This window comes from Cupriavidus necator (assembly GCF_040578825.1).
GTDB classification, from domain to species: Bacteria; Pseudomonadota; Gammaproteobacteria; order Burkholderiales; family Burkholderiaceae; genus Cupriavidus; species Cupriavidus necator_E.
Map to the genome: position 1 here is coordinate 1 of NZ_JBEFLI010000075.1, position 16453 is coordinate 16453.

Consider the following 16453-nt stretch of genomic DNA (forward strand, 5'->3'; position numbering starts at 1 on the left):
GCCCAAGCAACACCACCACCCAAGCCATCAACCCCAAAAACGCGGCATAGCAGACCATAATCGCCACCACGTCAAACCGCCCGAAGGTAATCGCCGACGTCTTCATCCCAATCAGCAGATCATCATCCCGATCCACCATCGCATACGCCGTATCGTAAGCGACCGCCCAGAAAACATTAGCCAACAACATCACCCACGCCACCAACGGCACCTGCTCCTGAATAGCAGCAAATGCCATCGGAATACCAAACCCAAACGCAATCCCCAGATAAGCCTGCGGAATCGCAAAGAACCGCTTGAAGAACGGATACGTCCCCGCCACCACGGCCGCCACCACCGCCAGCCATTTAGTCAGCGTATTCAGCGGCAGCACCAGCGCAAACGCAACCAGCGCCAATACCGCTGCCACCGCCAACGCTTCCCAAGCAGCGATCTTTCCCGCCGTCAGCGGCCGCTCTTTCGTCCGCTTCACATGCTTGTCAAAATCCCGGTCAGCCCAGTCATTGATCGCACAACCGGCAGAACGCATCAGAAACGTCCCCGCCACAAAAATCCAGAACAACCCCCACGACGGCGGCCCGCCCGCGGCCATCCACATGGCCCACAGCGTCGGCCACAGCAGCAGCAGCGTGCCGATCGGCTTGTCGATGCGCACCAGGCGCGCGTAGAGGGAAAGGCGTTCGAACATGGAAGCGGGCGGCAACGGCGGGGAGGAGTGCACGGCGAGGATCCGGGGAGAAGATTCAATGAAAACGCGCCGCAGCCCGGACGGTTGCGACGCGCCATGCCGGCCGCCGCGCGGCGGCAGCCGGAAGTGACTGCCAGGCCCTCAGGCCAGCATCGAGCGCAGCATCCACGCGGTCTTTTCGTGCGTCTGCATGCGCTGGGTCAGCAGGTCTGCGGAAGGCTCGTCGCCGGCGGCGTCGATCACCGGGAAGATCGAGCGCGCGGTGCGCACCACGGCCTCCTGGCCTTCGACCAGCTTGCGGATCATGTCGGTGGCCTCGGGCACGCCCTCTTCCTCCGCGATCGACGACAGGCGGGCGTATTCCTTGTAGGTGCCCGGTGCCGGGTAGCCCAGCGCACGGATGCGCTCGGCGATCGAATCCACGGCGAGCGCCAGTTCGTTGTACTGGGTCTCGAACATCAGATGCAGCGTATTGAACATGGGACCCGTGACGTTCCAGTGGAAGTTATGGGTCTTGAGGTAGAGGGTGTAGGTGTCTGCCAGCAACTTGGACAGGCCTTCCGCGATCTTCTTGCGGTCCTTGTCGGTAATACCGATATTCACGCTCATCTCATTCTTCTTTGCCATGGTAGGTACGCTCCGTTCTGGTCACGCCAAGATGAAGGCCGCCCGTGCTGTCGGCAGGGAAACCGGCAATAGCCGGGCGGCGTTGTACCCGCATTATTGCATTACCCGGCGATGGGGGCCAATCAGCGGGCCAGGCCGCACGCCACATCGACAAACATCGCCGCGGCGCCGAGCACGATCACGGCGGCGCCGACTTCCTTGCGCCACATCTTGTGCCGCAGTCGGGCGGCATCGGCGCCCTCGGGCCGGTCATGCCCGGCGTGCCACAGTTGCCGCCACTCGTCGAGAAACAACCGGATCATCGCCATCATCGTTCTCCGCGGCGCGGCCGCCCTGCCCGGGCCGCCGCGCCAGATTGCCGCTTACTTCAGATCAAGCGCGCGCTTCACGCCCTCGCCATAGGCCGGGTCGGCTTTGGTGAAGTGCTCGAGCTGCACGCGCACGATCGCCTCGGGCACGCCCTGCATCGCCGCCGCGATATTGCTGAACAGGCGCTGGCGCTGGCCTTCGTCGAACAGCCGGAACAGCGCGCCGGGCTGGCTGTAGTAGTCCGAGTCGACGCGGTGGTCCCAGCGGTCGGCCGCGCCATCCAGCGGGAGCGGCGGTTCCATCGCACGCTCGCTGGCACCGTAGGCGCCTTCACGATTCGGCTCGTAGTTCAGCTTGCCGCCCTGGTTGCCGTCCACGCGCATCGCGCCGTCGCGGTGGAAGGTGTTGTGGAACGGGCATTGCGGCGCGTTCACCGGGATCTGGTGGTGGTTGATCCCCAGGCGATAGCGCTGCGTATCGCCGTACGAGAAGAGGCGCCCCTGCAGCATCTTGTCGGGCGAGAAGCCGATGCCGGGCACGATATTGGCCGGATTCATCGCCACCTGCTCGACCTCGGCGAAGTAGTTGTCCGGGTTGCGGTTGAGCTCGACCACGCCGACGTCGATCAACGGGTAGTCCTTGTGCGGCCACACCTTGGTCAGGTCGAACGGGTTGATGTGGTACTTCGCCGCATCGGCTTCCGGCATCACCTGCACGCGCAGGTTCCAGCGCGGGAAGTTGCCGCGCTCGATGTTCTCGAACAGGTCGCGCTGCGCGCTCTCGCGGTCATTGGCCACCACCCCGGCCGCCTCTTCATTGGTCCAGTTGGCAATACCCTGCTGCGACTTGAAGTGGAACTTGACGTAGAAGCGCTCGTTGTCGGCGTTGATAAACGAATACGTATGCGAGCCAAAGCCGTGGATCTGGCGATAGTTCTGCGGCAGGCCGCGGTCGCTCATCAGGATGGTGACCTGGTGCAGCGATTCCGGGTGGCGCGACCAGAAATCCCACACCGCGATCGGGTCGCGCAGGTTGGTGCGCGGATTGCGCTTTTGCGTATGGATAAAGTCGGGGAACTTGAGCGGGTCGCGCACGAAGAACACCGGCGTGTTATTGCCGACCACATCCCAGTTGCCTTCGTCGGTATAGAACTTGACCGAAAAACCGCGCACATCGCGCTCGGCATCCGCCGCGCCACGCTCGCCGGCGACGGTCGAAAAACGGATAAACAGCGGCGTCTCCTTGCCGATCCCGGCGAAGACCGAAGCCTTGCTGTACTTCGTGATGTCGTGCGTGATCTTCAGCGTGCCGTAGGCACCGGAGCCCTTGGCGTGCACGCGCCGCTCGGGGATGACTTCGCGATCGAAGTGGGCCAGTTTCTCGAGGAACCAGACGTCCTGCAGCAGCATCGGCCCGCGCGGGCCGGCCGTCTGCGAGTTCTGGTTATCGGCGACCGGCGCGCCGGCTGCGGTGGTGAGGGTGTCCTTCTTGCTCATCTTGTTCCTCTTGTGGGCGGGCGGAAAGGGTTGCCGCGTCAGTTCGCGGCGGCGTAGCAAGCCAGAAAGCCGAGCAGGCAACGCCCCATGCGGAGGGAAAGCGGGCGCTGAATGGTTATGTTTGGGTTGAAACGGGCACTGCTGCTCATCGTCGGCTCCTGGCAAGGTCGACGCCTCGGGCATCGACGAAACCAAGTCTACAAATATACTATCGACACAGGAATTTAATTATTTATACCTATGTATTAGGTTAAAGCTATCTCGTATTAGGCTTGACCCGGCGCGGAGGTCGTGAGCCACAAAAACAAAGGCCGCAGCGGAGATTCCGGTGCGGCCTTGGTTACGGTAGGGAGGCGGTCAGCAGAGCAATCAGGCGGCTTCCGCCAGTTCCTTGTCGTCGAGCTTGCGCACGCCCGGCAGGTCGCACGCGGCCACGGCGTTGGCCAGCGCTTCCATCGCCGGCAGGCGGGTAAAGCTCTTGCGCCAGGCCAGCACCACGCGGCGATCGGGCACCGGATCGGCAAACGGCACATAGGACAGCATGTCGCCCTTGGCCTTCAGGTCGGGTACCGAAGTGCGCGGCAGCACAGTGATGCCGACCCCGCTCGCCACCATATGGCGGATGGTTTCGAGAGACGACCCCTCGAACGTCTTCTGGATGCCGTCGGCCGCCTGCGAGAAGCGCGACAGCTCCGGGCACACGCCCAGCACATGGTCGCGGAAGCAGTGGCCGCTGCCGAGCAGCAGCATGGTCTGCTGCTTCAGCTCATCGGGATCGATCTCGCGCACCTGCGCAAGCTCGTGGCCGCGCGGCACGGCGACGACGAAAGGCTCGTCGTAGAGCGGGCGCACCGTCAGGCCGGAGTCGGCGAAGGGCTCGGCCATCACCGCGCAGTCGATCTCGCCCTGCTTGAGCAGCTCGATCAGCTTGTGGGTGTAGTTCTCCTGCAGCATCAGCGGCATCTGCGGCACGGTGTCGATCATCTGCTTGACCAGCGACGGCAGCAGGTACGGCCCGATGGTGTAAATCACGCCGAGGCGCAGCGGGCCCGCCAGCGGATCCTTGCCCTGCTTGGCGATCTCGCGGATAGCCATGGTCTGTTCGAGCACGCGCTGGGCCTGCGCGACGATCTGCTCGCCGATGGACGTCACCGATACCTCGGAGGTGCCGCGCTCGAAGATCTGCACGTTGAGTTCGTCTTCCAGCTTCTTGATCGCGACCGACAGCGTCGGCTGCGACACGAAGCAGGCTTCGGCGGCCCGGCCGAAATGGCGCTCTCGCGCCACGGCGACGATGTACTTGAGTTCGGTGAGCGTCATGACTTATCAGTTTGCGGTAGGCGATAGATTTTACCTTCGATTGCCGCATCTGTCAGAGCGTACGCGTGCGAGTCGCCGGTTGCGCCGCATGCGACACACCAGGCGGAACGGTCGATGCGCTTCAGGCTTTCAGGTAATGCTCGCGCCCGCCCAGCCAGCGTGACAGGTGCGCTTCCACCGCTTCCGGGAAACGCTCCAGCATCACTTCGGCGGCTTCCTGCGCGTACTCGACCAGCCACGCATCGGTGTTCAGGTCGGCAAAGCGCAGCATGGCTTCGCCCGACTGGCGCGCGCCGAGGAATTCGCCAGGGCCGCGGATTTCCAGGTCGCGCCGCGCGATTTCGAAGCCATCCGTGGTCTCGCGCATGGTCGCCAGCCGTTCGCGCGCGGTTGGCGACAGCGGTGCCTGGTACATCAGCAGGCACACCGATTCGGCACTGCCCCGCCCCACGCGGCCGCGCAGCTGGTGGAGCTGCGCCAGGCCGAAGCGCTCGGCGTGCTCGATCACCATCAGCGAGGCATTGGGCACATCCACGCCCACTTCGATTACCGTGGTCGCTACCAGCACCTGCATGCGGTTCGCGCTGAAGTCGTCCATCACCGCGGCCTTCTCGGCCGGCGGCAGGCGCCCGTGCACCAGGCCCACGCACAGGTCGGGCAGCGCCGCGACCAGCGTTTCATAGGTTTCCACCGCGGTCTGCAACTGCAGTGCCTCGCTTTCCTCGATCAGCGGGCAGACCCAGTAGACCTGGCGCCCTTCGGCGGCGGCATGGTGCACGCGGGCGATCACCTCGTCGCGGCGCGCGTCGTTGACCAGCCGCGTGACGATGGGCGTGCGCCCCGGCGGCAGTTCGTCGATGACCGAAACGTCGAGGTCGGCGTAATACGTCATCGCCAGCGTGCGCGGGATCGGCGTGGCCGACATCATCAGTTGATGCGGCACGGTGTCCGGCGCCGGCACATCGGTGGCGCCTGCCTTGCCGCGCAGCGCCAGGCGCTGCGCCACGCCGAAGCGGTGCTGCTCGTCGACCACCGACAAACCCAGCTTCGCGAAACGCACCGCATCCTGGATCAGCGCATGGGTGCCGATCACCAGTTGCGCCTCGCCCGACTCCACGCGCGCCGCGGCCTCGCGTTTTTCCTTCGCCTTGAGGCTGCCAGCCAGCCAGACCACCGGGACACCAAGCGGCTCCAGCCACGCGGACAGCTTGCGGTAGTGCTGCTCGGCCAGGATTTCGGTGGGCGCCATCAGCGCGGCCTGGTAGCCGGCATCGATCGCCTGGCACGCCGCCAGCGCGGCGACGATGGTCTTGCCGCTGCCGACATCGCCCTGCAGCAGCCGGTGCATCGGGTGCGGCCGCGTCATGTCGGCGGCGATCTCCGCCACCACGCGCTCCTGCGCGCCGGTCAGCCGGAACGGCAGCGCGGCCAGGAAACGCGTCAGCAGGCCACCGTCGCGCCGCGGCATGGTCGGCGCGGTTTTTTCGCGGCGCGCCGCATGCGCGCGCCGCAATGAGATCTGCTGTGCCAGCAATTCGTCGAACTTGATGCGCTGCCAGGCCGGGTGCGAGCGATCCGCCAGCGCGGCCTCGCTTTCCTGCGGCGGCGGCGCGTGCAGCAGGCGCAGGCAATCGGCCAGCGGGCGCAGGTGCAGCCGCGCCAGCGGCCCCTGCAGCACCGCCTGCGGCAGTGTCTCGGGCATGGGCGTGCGCGACAGCGCGCCGCCGATGGCCTTGCGCAGGTAGGCCTGCGCGATGCCCGCGGTGGACGGATACACCGGCGTCAGGCGGTCCGGCAGCGCTTCGCCGGGCACCACCGGGCGCACCGTCGGATGGACCATCTCGGCGCCGAAGAAGCCGCCGCGCACCTCGCCGCGCACGCGCAGGCGCACGCCCTCGGCCATCTGCTTGGTCTGGCTGCCGTAGAAGTTGAGAAAGCGCAGCGTCAGCTCGCCGCTGTCGTCGGCGATCTTCACCACGAGCTGGCGGCGCGGGCGGAACGTGACCTCGTTGGAGATGACCTCGCCTTCGACCTGCGCTGGCTGGCCGAGTCCGGCGCGACGGATCGCGTCGGCGATCGGCTCCAGCGTGGTCTCGTCCTCGTAGCGCATCGGCAGGTGCAGCACCAGGTCCACGGGCCGGCGCAGGCCGAGCTTGGCCAGGCGCGCGGCCGCCGATGAAGTGCCGGACGACGCGGCCTTGCCCTTGGCCTCGCCGGCCTTGCCGCGTGCAGGCGCCGCCGTGTCCTTGGCGGCGTCGGCGGGGTCGTGGATCGGTTCGGCGGCGGTTCCGGGCATCGGCAACAAATGTGGCAGGTCGGCTGGTTGGCTGCGGGGTTGGCTGGCACGGGCGGCTGGTGCGGTCAAATAGCGGGTATCACACCCGGCCCGGCGTCTGACGGGCCCGTGGCCTTACAATATCGGATTCGCCGATTGTACCCATGCCGGCTGCCGCCAAGGGCAGCGGAGTGCCGCTTTGTGCCCCACTCAGCCTCCGCTGGCCCGCATGGCTGCCGGCCGCCCCCGCCGTTTCCACGATGTTGACGCTTTCCGATTTCGACTTTCCGCTGCCGCCAGAACTGATCGCCCAGAGCGCGCTGCCCGACCGCAGCGCCAGCCGGCTGCTGGTGGTCGAGCGGCTCGCACCCGCCGACACCGCCGACGCGGTGCGCATGGTCGACCGCGCCTTCAGCGATATCGTCGACTACCTGCGTCCCGACGACCTGCTGGTATTCAACGACACCCGCGTGATCAAGGCGCGCTTCTTCGGCCACAAGGCCAGCGGCGGCAGGATCGAGGTGCTGGTCGAGCGCGTCGTCGACAGCCATACCGTGCTGGCGCAGGTGCGCGCCTCCAAGACGCCGGCCGAGGGCAGCGCGCTGCATCTGGCCGACGACGCCTTCGCCGTCACCGTGGGTCCGCGCGTCGACCAGTTCTTCACGCTGCGCTTCCCCGAGCCCGCGCTGGACCTGATCGAGCGCTACGGCCGCCTGCCGCTGCCGCCCTATATCACGCACGATCCCGACGCCTACGACGAGACCCGCTACCAGACCGTGTACGCGCGCAGCCCCGGCGCCGTGGCCGCGCCCACCGCGGGCCTGCATTTCGACGATGCGCTGTTCGCGCGGCTCGATGCCGCCGGCGTGCGCCGCGCCTTCCTGACGCTGCACGTGGGCGCCGGCACCTTCCAGCCGGTGCGCACGGAGAACCTCGCCGAGCACAAGATGCATTCGGAGTGGTACGCCATTTCCGAAGAACTGGCCCAGGCGGTGCGCGACACCCGCGCGCGCGGCGGCCGCGTGATCGCGGTCGGCACCACGTCGCTGCGCGCGCTGGAATCGGCCGCGCAGGCCGACGGCACGCTCGCCGCCGGCAGCGGCGACACCGATATCTTCATCACGCCCGGCTACCGTTTCCGGCTGGTCGACGCCCTGATCACCAACTTCCACCTGCCCAAGTCGACGCTGCTGATGCTGGTGTCGGCGCTGGCCGGCGTGGAAGCCATCCGCGCCGCCTACCGCCATGCGGTGGAACAGCGCTACCGCTTCTTCAGCTACGGCGACGCCATGCTGCTGACCCGCCAGCCCAGCGCCTGAATCCAGAATCACAAGCCATGCTCAATTTCGAACTCATCACCACCGACGGCAACGCCCGCCGCGGCCGCGTCACGCTGAACCACGGCGTGGTCGAGACGCCGATCTTCATGCCGGTGGGCACCTACGGCTCGGTCAAGGCGATGTCGCCGCTGGAACTGAACGAGATCGGCGCGCATATCATCCTGGGCAACACCTTCCACCTGTGGCTGCGCCCGGGGCTGGACGTGGTCAATGCCCACGAGGGCCTGCACAAGTTTATCGGCTGGGACAAGCCGATCCTGACCGATTCCGGCGGCTTCCAGGTGTTTTCTCTGGGCGATCTGCGCAAGATCACCGAAGATGGCGTCACGTTCGCGTCACCGGTCAACGGCGACAAGCTCTTCCTGTCGCCCGAGATCTCGATGCAGATCCAGCGCACGCTGAACTCGGACATCGTGATGCAGTTCGACGAATGCACCCCGTACGAGATCGACGGCCGCCCCGCCACGCACGAGGAAGCGGCCAAGTCGATGCGCATGAGCCTGCGCTGGGCCAAGCGTTCGCGCGACGAGTTCGAACGGCTGGCCAACCCCAATGCGCTGTTCGGCATCGTCCAGGGCGGCATGTACGAGGATCTGCGTGACGAATCGCTGGCAGGCCTGTCCGAGCTGGATTTCCACGGCTTTGCCATCGGCGGGCTGTCCGTGGGCGAGCCGAAGGAAGACATGATGCGGGTGCTGGAACACGTGGCGCCGCGCCTGCCCGCCGACAAGCCGCACTATCTGATGGGCGTGGGCACGCCCGAGGACCTGGTGGCGGGCGTCGCCGCCGGCGTCGACATGTTCGACTGCGTGATGCCCACCCGCAATGCGCGCAACGGCTGGCTCTTTACCCGCTACGGCGACGTCAAGATCAAGAACGCCGCGCACCGCAACGACCCGCGTCCGCTGGATGAAAGCTGCGCCTGCTACACCTGCCGCAACTTCTCGCGCGCCTACCTGCACCACCTGCACCGCGTGGGCGAGATCCTGGGCGCGCGCCTGAACACCATCCACAACCTGCACTATTACCTGCAGCTGATGCGCGAGGTGCGCGAATCGATCGAGCACCATCGCTTCGCCGAATTCCGGCGCCAGTTCGCGTCGGACCGCGCGCGCGGCACGCAGTGAAACCTGGCGCCGGCGCGAACTTTCCGGCCGGCGCCGGTCGAATCCCTCTGCGCCGCTCGCGCGGGCGGCAGAGTCGACCCCGCATCACCCCGAAGAAACCCGTATTCCGCCCTAGAATGCCAAAGGTGGGCGGAATGCGAATGGTAGAATGTTCGATTATTTGACTGACTTTGTGACGGAGAATCAACGTGCTGATTTCTAACGCATTTGCCCAGACCGCCGGAGCCGGCGGCGCGGCTGGCGGCCTGATGAGCTTCCTGCCCATCATCCTGATGTTTGCGGTGCTGTGGTTCATCATGATCCGCCCGCAGATGAAGCGCCAGAAGGAAGCCAAGGCAATGCTCGAAGCGCTGGCCAAGAACGACGAAGTCGTCACCGCCGGCGGTATCCTGGGCCGCGTGACCAAGGTCACCGACTCGTATGTCAGCCTGGAGATCGCCGAAGGTACCGAAATCACGGTGCAGAAGAACGCCGTGACCGCAGTGCTGCCGAAGGGCTCGCTGAAGGCGCTCTGATCCTCCGATCGCCAAGATCGCTTAAGCGACTCCCGCCTTTGTCTTTTCCGGCATGCCCGTTCGCGCATGCCCCGGCAGCCGCCTGATGCAGCCCCGATGAAGCCCCCGCGAGCCCGCGCGGCTTCCCTTACGTGGCTGCCAGGCGGCTGTTTGCCAAACCGGTTCGGCCCCGCCGACGTGGCGCGCCACGCCTGCGCCGGCCCCGCCAACCGCTGAATGACTGGCCCGAGATGAATCGTTATCCGCTTTGGAAATACCTCGTGATCCTGGTGGCCCTGGCCATCGGCATCATCTATACCCTGCCGAACTTCTTCGGCGAGGCGCCCGCCGTGCAGGTGTCCTCGGGCAAGGCCACGGTCAAGGTCGACCTGTCCATGCAGAAGCAGGTCGAACAGATCCTGGCGCAGAACCAGCTCCAGCCTGACGGCGTGTTCTTCGACATTTCCGGCCAGTCGGGCTCGGTCAAGGCGCGTTTGCGCACCACCGACGAGCAGCTCAAGGCCAAGGACGTGCTGTCGCGCTCGCTCAACCCCGACCCCAGCGATCCTACCTACGTGGTCGCGCTGAACCTGCTGTCGGGTTCGCCGGGCTGGCTGACCTCCATGCATGCGCTGCCGATGTACCTGGGCCTGGACCTGCGCGGCGGCGTGCACTTCCTGCTGCAGGTCGACATGAAGGGCGCGGTCGACAAGAAGCTCGACAGCCTCGCCGGCGACGCGCGCACGCTGCTGCGCGACAAGAACATCCGCCACGGCGGCATCGACCGCGACGGCGACCGCCTGACGGTGCGCTTCAACAACGCCGACGATTCCAACCGCGCCCGTCCCGTCCTGGCCGACAACCTGCGCGAAGTGGCCTTCGCCATGGACGGCAACAACATCGTCGGCACCTTCACCGAGGCCGCGCGCAAGGCCGTGCAGGACGCCGCGGTCAAGCAGAACATCACCACGCTGCATAACCGCGTGAACGAACTGGGCGTGGCTGAGCCGGTGATCCAGCAGCAAGGCGCCGACCGCATCGTGGTGCAGCTGCCGGGCGTGCAGGACACCGCCAAGGCCAAGGACATCATCGGCCGTACCGCCACGCTGGAAGCGCGCCTGGTGGACAACGACGCGCCGCGCAGCCCGCGCCCGGGCGACCCGGTGCCGTTCGGCAGCGAGCTGTTCACGCAAGGCAACGGCGCCCCGGTGGTGCTGAAGAAGCAGGTCATCTTTACCGGCGACCGCATCGAGAGCGCCTCGGCCGGCTTCGACCAGAACCAGCAGCCTTCGGTCAATATCAAGCTCGACGCCCAGGGCGGCCGCGTGCTGCGCGACGTCTCGCGCGAGAACCTGAAGAAGCCGATGGCGATCGTGCTGTTCGAGAAGGGCAAGGGCGAAGTGCTGACGGTGGCGACGATCCAGTCCGAACTGGGCTCGAGCTTCCAGATCACCGGCTCCTACTCCACCGAAGCCGCCAACGACCTGGCCCTGCTGCTGCGCGCCGGCTCGCTGGCCGCGCCGATGGAAATCATCGAAGAGCGCACCATCGGCCCGTCGCTGGGTGCCGACAACATCAAGAAGGGTTTTGATTCGGTCGCCTACGGCTTTGCCGCGATCGGCGTGTTCATGATCCTGTACTACATGCTGTTCGGCGTGTTCTCGGTGCTGGCGCTGGGCGTGAACCTGCTGCTGCTGGTGGCGGTGCTGTCGATGCTGCAGGCCACGCTGACGCTGCCGGGCATCGCCGCCATCGCGCTGGTGCTGGGCATGGCCATCGACGCCAACGTGCTGATCAACGAGCGCATCCGCGAGGAACTGCGCGGGGGCGCGTCGCCGCAGATGGCGATCGCGGTCGGCTTCGACCGCGCCTGGGCCACCATCCTGGACTCGAACGTGACCACGCTGATCGCCGGCCTGGCGCTGCTGGCCTTCGGTTCGGGCCCGGTGCGCGGCTTTGCCGTGGTGCACTGCCTGGGCATCCTGACCTCGATGTTCTCGGCGGTGTTCTTCAACCGCGGCCTGGTCAACCTCTGGTACGGGCGCAAGAAGAAGCTGCAGAGCGTGGCCATCGGCCAGATCTGGAAGCCGGGCAACGCCACCGACACGCCGGTCGCCAAGTAAGCGGCCAGCAGCGATACAACTAGCAGCACAGAACAGGATTCAACATGGAATTCTTCCGCATCCGGCGCGACATTCCGTTCATGAAGCACGCGTTGGTCTTCAACGTGATCTCCTTCCTGACGTTTGCCGCGGCCGTGTTCTTCCTCTGGCAAAAGGGCCTGCACCTGTCGATCGAATTCACCGGCGGCACGGTGATGGAGGTCAGCTACCAGCAGGCCGCCGACCTGGAAAAGATCCGCGGCCAGGTGGGCAAGCTGGGCTATACCGACGTGCAGGTGCAGAACTTCGGCACTTCGCGCGACGTGATGATCCGCCTGCCGCTGCAGAAGGGCCCGGACGGCAAGCCGGTGACCTCGGCGCAGCAGAGCGAGCAGGTGATGGGCGCGCTGCAGGCGGCCTCGCCTGACGTCAAGCTGCAACGGGTGGAGTTTGTCGGCCCGCAGGTGGGCAAGGAACTGGCCACCGATGGCCTGCTGGCGCTGCTGTGCGTGGTGGCCGGCATCGTGATCTACCTGTCGTTCCGCTTCGAGTGGAAATTCGCGGTCGCGGGCATCATCGCCAACCTGCACGACGTGGTGATCATCCTGGGCTTCTTCGCCTACTTCCAGTGGGAATTCTCGCTGTCGGTGCTGGCGGCGGTGCTGGCGGTGCTGGGCTACTCCGTCAATGAATCGGTGGTGATTTTCGACCGGGTGCGCGAGAATTTCCGCAAGTTCCGCAAGATGACCACGCACGAGGTGATCGACAACGCGATCACCAGCACCATCTCGCGGACCATCATCACCCACGGCTCGACCCAGATGATGGTGCTGTCGATGTTCTTCTTCGGCGGCCCGACGCTGCATTACTTCGCGCTGGCGCTGACGGTGGGTATCCTGTTCGGTATCTACTCGTCGGTGTTCGTGGCCGCGGCGCTGGCGATGTGGCTGGGCGTCAAGCGCGAGGACCTGGTCAAGGGCGAGAAGAAGCCGGAGTCGACGGACCGCAACGATCCGAATTTCGGAGCGCAGGCCTGACGGCTGGCGTTGTTGGTATAAAAAATGGCGCCCTGCGGGGCGCCCTTTTTTTGGGGTGGCAGACTTCAAATCCTGCCGGTTTGCTCCCCTCTCCTGCCTGCGCGAGAGGGGAGCGTTCGCCAGGGGCGTCGGCTCACTCAAACCTACTCTGAAAACCGCTCAATCCAGGCCGCCAGCCGGTCTGAAGCAAAGCTCTCGCTGCGCGTCCCCGTCCGGCACAGGATCGTGTCCCCATCGCGCGCGAACTTCACCGCGCCGCCCGCCTCCTCCAGCCACAGCAGGCTCGCAAGCCAGGCCGCATGCGACGCCGACACGGCCGAGCCCACCGGCTGCGCGAGGAATTCTGCCAGCGTGGCCGGCGCGGTCCAGACCACGGTATCGCCGTCACGGCGCACCACCTCGCTGCCGAGCGCGTCGGCGATCACCGCCGCGGCATCGGCCGCGCCCTTGCCCGCATTGGCGCTGCGCAGCTCCGCCAGGCGCGTGGCCACGGCATGGCCGAAGCTGCCGCTGCGCTCGGACTCGGCGCGCACCAGGTCGGCATAGTCCATGCGCTGCCAGTCGGGATCAGCGTTGCGGGCACCAACCAAGTCGACCGCCGCCAGGTAGGTTTCCACCGGCTGGAAGCGGCCAGGGCCGATCAGGCTGGCGCACAGCGCGTGCAGCATGCCGATGCGCGTGGCCATGGTCTTGGTCTGCAGCACCGCCAGCTTCTCGCGCACGAGCTGGTCGCGCTCCTTGCGCAGGCCGGACAGTTCCAGCGCCTGCTTCAGCTCCATGCGCAGCGCGGTGATGTCCCACGGCTTCTTGATATAGCGGTGGATCTGGCCCTGGTTGACCGCGTCGACGGTCTGGTCGAGCTCCGAATACGCGGTGGTCAGGATGCGCACGATATGCGGGTAGCGCTCGCGCGCATAGCGCAGCAGCTCGTTGCCGTACTCGCCCGGCATGCGCTGGTCCGACACCAGCACGGCCAGGCTGTCGGCGTGCGCGTCCAGCAGCGCCTTGCCCTCTTCCACCGAGCCGCCGGTCACCACCGGCGCCAGCGCACCGATGGCGCGCTGGAAATACTTGACGGCGGTGGCTTCATCGTCGACGAACAGAATCGCCGGGGGTGGTGCCTGGGTGGCAATCGGTTCGCTCATCGGTCACTCCTAATCATTCGATGCTTGAAATTGGGGAAGTCCAGCGTCACTGTCGTGCCGGCGCCGGACGCGGACGCGATCCGGATGCCGCCGCCGAAGGACTGCATGACGCGGTTGCAGAAAATCATGCCCAGCCCGCTGCCGCCGGCGCTGGCGTGGGTGGTGACGGGATCGACCAGCAGGCGTTCCATCACCTCGGGCGGGATGCCGGGGCCGTTGTCGCAAATGCGGATTTCCTGGTTCGGCTGGGCCATCACCACGAAGCGCAGCGACGGGCTGGCCGCGCCGGCCAGCGCGCGCAGCGCATTGCTCATCACCGACGACAGCACCAGCGCGACGCAGTTGGGCAGCGTCTGCACCGGGAAGTCGCCGTGCATCTCCACCTCGACCCATTGGCGCTGGTTGCCGGTGAACGGGTACGTATCCAGCAACGACGCCACCAGCGCGCCCGCGCTGACCCCTGCCCCGCGCTCGGGCCGCGCCGCGATGCTGCCAGCGCTGCTGCGCACCGACTGCAGGAATGACGACAGCACTGCCAGGCAATACTGCGCATTGTCGTGCATGGCGCTGGCGGCCTGGCCGATTTCGCCCTGGCGGTGCTCGCTGTACTCGCCGGCAACCCGGCTTTCGATGCCACGTGCAAAGTTGGCGATCGCCGCCAGCGGCGTGTTGAGCTCATGCGCCAGGAACGCCAGCGTTTCGTCGATCGCCATCAGCCGGTGCTGGCGCAGCGCGCGCTCGCGGTGGCGCTCGCCGGCCTCGCGCAGCACCTCGCGCACGTCGGTGACGCTCAGCGGTTTTTCCAGGATGCGGAACACTTCGCCGCTGTTGACCGTCTGCAGCAGCATGTCCTTGTCGGCGTAGGCCGTCACCAGCAGGCGCACGATCTGCGGGTATTCCTGCGCCACCTGGCGCAACAGGTCGCCGCCGTCGCGCCCGGGCATGCGGAAGTCTGTCACCAGGATGGCGATGCGCGCGCCCTCGGCGCGCAGCGTCGCCTGCGCCTCGTCGGCGCTGGCGGCGAGCAGGACTTCATATTCGCTGCCGACCGCGCGCGCAAAATACTTGCGCGCCATGTCTTCGTCATCGACGTAAAGGACGACGGTGGGCCGCGCTTGCTGGACCTCGCTCATGGCGGTTTACTCCGCGCGCGGCAGGTCGAAGCTGAACGCGGCCCACTTGCCCAGCTCGCTCTCGGCGAAGAGCTGGCCGCCGTGGCGCTCGATCACCGCGTAGCTGATCGACAGCCCCAGCCCCAGGCCCTGTCCCACCTCGCGCGTGGTGAAGAAGGGCTCGAACACGCGCGCAATGTGCTCCGGCGCGATGCCGGGACCGTTGTCGCGCACCGTCACATGCAGCCGGCTCTCGGCCCAGCGCACCGTGGTATGAATCGCGGGTTCCTGCGTGCCGGCCTTGCGCATCGCCAGCGCCGCGTTGGAGAACAGGTTGATCAGCACCCCGATGACGGCGGCTTCGTCGCCCATCACCAGCGTATCGTCGGGCAGCTCGCGCGTGACCTTGACCCCGCGCAGCTCGTGCGCGGTCAGGCGGATCGACGAGTCCAGCGCCTTCTCGAACAGGAACGGCGTGCCTTCGACCTCGGCGCCCGGCTTGCGGTAGGCGAAGGTCTTCAGGTCGGAGACGATATGCTGGATGCGCTGCATGCCCTGCTTGGCATCGACCAGGCATTCGGTCAGCGACTCGCTTTCCTTGGCCTGCGGCTCTTCCATCGCCACCTCGATCGCCATCAGGCAGAAGTTGACCGGGTTGTTGACCTCGTGCAGCAGCCCCGCGGCCAGCGTACCGATCGCCGCCATCTTTTCCTGCTGCAGCATCTGGCCCTTGATGTCGACCAGCTTGCGGTTGATCACCTCGAGTTCGGCGTTCTTCTCGGCCACCTCGGCCTTCAGCCGGAACAGCATGAAGCGCGCGCGCTCGTTAAAGAAGGTGTAGACCCCGCTGGCCGCCGCGGCGAACAGCAGGAACAGCGAATTGACGATAAAGGTGCCGACCGGCTCGATGCCGCCTGGATGCAGCAGGCATGCCAGCACGTACAGCAGGTACGACAGGATCCCGAACACCAGGTTCTGCCACAACCCGAACGGCAGCGCGATGCCCGAGGCGAAGATCGCCAGATTGAGGCCGACATAGTAAGGCGACTGCACCCCTTCGGTCTGCGAGATCATCCACGCGATCATGATCTGCGGCAGCAGCAGCCAGGTCAGCGTGAGCCACGGCGCAAAGCGGCGCCCCGCGGCGCTGTACAGCATGACCACCACGCCCGCGATCAGCAGCGACACCAGCACGCGCGCCACGGCGAAGGCGAGCTGCTGCTGCGGATACTGGCCGTAGTCGAGCCCGACCCCGAGCAGGACCAGCACGATCGCGGTATAGGCGCCGCCGCGGCTGAATGCCAGGCGGAAGTCGGCCAGTTCGGACTGGTAGCCGGCGTAGAGTTGGTTGGTGCTCATGGCGTATCCCGCAGGGACTGCC

14 protein-coding genes are annotated in these 16453 nt (G+C 66.3%); 5 read left to right on the forward strand and 9 right to left on the reverse strand.

The genetic code is table 11. The annotated features are described in order from the left end of the window. The 6 genes from ubiA to recG form a co-directional block, all read right to left on the reverse strand. On the reverse strand, positions 1-688 hold a 688-nt coding region (gene ubiA, locus AB1I47_RS27710), incomplete at its 3' end, for a 4-hydroxybenzoate octaprenyltransferase (RefSeq protein ID WP_354686903.1). A 141-nt stretch (positions 689-829) separates the two neighbouring features. Then, positions 830-1315, reverse strand: a complete 486-nt coding sequence (locus AB1I47_RS27715; protein ID WP_354686904.1) for a Dps family protein — start codon at positions 1313-1315, stop codon at positions 830-832. Positions 1316-1437: 122 nt separating this feature from the next. After that, positions 1438-1626 carry a hypothetical protein gene (locus AB1I47_RS27720; protein WP_354686905.1) on the reverse strand — a complete coding sequence of 63 codons (189 nt, stop codon included), beginning with the start codon at positions 1624-1626 and terminating at the stop codon, positions 1438-1440. Positions 1627-1677: 51 nt separating this feature from the next. After that, positions 1678-3120, reverse strand: a complete 1443-nt coding sequence (locus AB1I47_RS27725; RefSeq protein ID WP_354686906.1) for a catalase — start codon at positions 3118-3120, stop codon at positions 1678-1680. Between the two features lie 369 nt (positions 3121-3489). Further along, a complete protein-coding gene (locus AB1I47_RS27730; RefSeq protein ID WP_354686907.1) occupies positions 3490-4440 on the reverse strand; it encodes a LysR substrate-binding domain-containing protein in 951 nt (316 codons plus the stop codon). A 121-nt stretch (positions 4441-4561) separates the two neighbouring features. Continuing rightward, the gene (gene recG / locus AB1I47_RS27735; RefSeq protein WP_354686908.1) at positions 4562-6736 is read right to left on the reverse strand and encodes an ATP-dependent DNA helicase RecG; all 2175 of its coding nucleotides are present in this window, start codon (positions 6734-6736) and stop codon (positions 4562-4564) included. Between the two features lie 239 nt (positions 6737-6975). On the opposite strand from recG, the gene queA reads away from it, so the two are divergent. From queA to secF, 5 genes are all read left to right on the forward strand, one after another. Further along, positions 6976-8034, forward strand: coding sequence for a tRNA preQ1(34) S-adenosylmethionine ribosyltransferase-isomerase QueA (gene queA, locus AB1I47_RS27740; protein WP_354686909.1), 1059 nt, complete (start codon positions 6976-6978; stop codon positions 8032-8034). A gap of 17 nt (positions 8035-8051) precedes the next feature. Then, positions 8052-9182: a tRNA guanosine(34) transglycosylase Tgt gene (tgt, locus tag AB1I47_RS27745; RefSeq protein ID WP_354686910.1), complete on the forward strand. Its 1131-nt coding sequence runs from the start codon at positions 8052-8054 to the stop codon at positions 9180-9182. A 188-nt stretch (positions 9183-9370) separates the two neighbouring features. Further along, positions 9371-9697: a preprotein translocase subunit YajC gene (yajC, locus tag AB1I47_RS27750; protein ID WP_354686911.1), complete on the forward strand. Its 327-nt coding sequence runs from the start codon at positions 9371-9373 to the stop codon at positions 9695-9697. A gap of 230 nt (positions 9698-9927) precedes the next feature. Next, positions 9928-11799, forward strand: coding sequence for a protein translocase subunit SecD (gene secD / locus AB1I47_RS27755; RefSeq protein ID WP_354686912.1), 1872 nt, complete (start codon positions 9928-9930; stop codon positions 11797-11799). A 44-nt stretch (positions 11800-11843) separates the two neighbouring features. Continuing rightward, a complete protein-coding gene (gene secF / locus AB1I47_RS27760; protein ID WP_354686913.1) occupies positions 11844-12815 on the forward strand; it encodes a protein translocase subunit SecF in 972 nt (323 codons plus the stop codon). Between the two features lie 143 nt (positions 12816-12958). Here secF and AB1I47_RS27765 read toward each other — a convergent pair whose 3' ends face one another. From AB1I47_RS27765 to AB1I47_RS27775, 3 genes are read right to left on the reverse strand one after another with little or no spacing between them, the layout of a single operon-like run. Then, positions 12959-13960, reverse strand: a complete 1002-nt coding sequence (locus AB1I47_RS27765; RefSeq protein WP_354686914.1) for a response regulator — start codon at positions 13958-13960, stop codon at positions 12959-12961. Further along, a complete protein-coding gene (locus AB1I47_RS27770) occupies positions 13957-15093 on the reverse strand; it encodes a hybrid sensor histidine kinase/response regulator (RefSeq protein WP_354686915.1) in 1137 nt (378 codons plus the stop codon). Before AB1I47_RS27770 ends, AB1I47_RS27765 begins: the two co-directional genes overlap by 4 nt. Positions 15094-15099: 6 nt before the next feature. Continuing rightward, a complete protein-coding gene (locus AB1I47_RS27775; protein ID WP_354686916.1) occupies positions 15100-16431 on the reverse strand; it encodes a sensor histidine kinase in 1332 nt (443 codons plus the stop codon). Positions 16432-16453: the final 22 nt, after the last annotated feature.

Coding starts and splice junctions, on each gene's coding strand:
- AB1I47_RS27715 (WP_354686904.1), bottom strand. CDS start 1,315: ATGGCAAAGAAGAATGAGATGAGCGTGAATATCGGTATTACCGACAAG.
- AB1I47_RS27720 (WP_354686905.1), bottom strand. CDS start 1,626: ATGATGGCGATGATCCGGTTGTTTCTCGACGAGTGGCGGCAACTGTGG.
- AB1I47_RS27725 (WP_354686906.1), bottom strand. CDS start 3,120: ATGAGCAAGAAGGACACCCTCACCACCGCAGCCGGCGCGCCGGTCGCC.
- AB1I47_RS27730 (WP_354686907.1), bottom strand. CDS start 4,440: ATGACGCTCACCGAACTCAAGTACATCGTCGCCGTGGCGCGAGAGCGC.
- recG (WP_354686908.1), bottom strand. CDS start 6,736: ATGCCCGGAACCGCCGCCGAACCGATCCACGACCCCGCCGACGCCGCC.
- queA (WP_354686909.1), top strand. CDS start 6,976: ATGTTGACGCTTTCCGATTTCGACTTTCCGCTGCCGCCAGAACTGATC.
- tgt (WP_354686910.1), top strand. CDS start 8,052: ATGCTCAATTTCGAACTCATCACCACCGACGGCAACGCCCGCCGCGGC.
- secD (WP_354686912.1), top strand. CDS start 9,928: ATGAATCGTTATCCGCTTTGGAAATACCTCGTGATCCTGGTGGCCCTG.
- secF (WP_354686913.1), top strand. CDS start 11,844: ATGGAATTCTTCCGCATCCGGCGCGACATTCCGTTCATGAAGCACGCG.
- AB1I47_RS27765 (WP_354686914.1), bottom strand. CDS start 13,960: ATGAGCGAACCGATTGCCACCCAGGCACCACCCCCGGCGATTCTGTTC.
- AB1I47_RS27770 (WP_354686915.1), bottom strand. CDS start 15,093: ATGAGCGAGGTCCAGCAAGCGCGGCCCACCGTCGTCCTTTACGTCGAT.
- AB1I47_RS27775 (WP_354686916.1), bottom strand. CDS start 16,431: ATGAGCACCAACCAACTCTACGCCGGCTACCAGTCCGAACTGGCCGAC.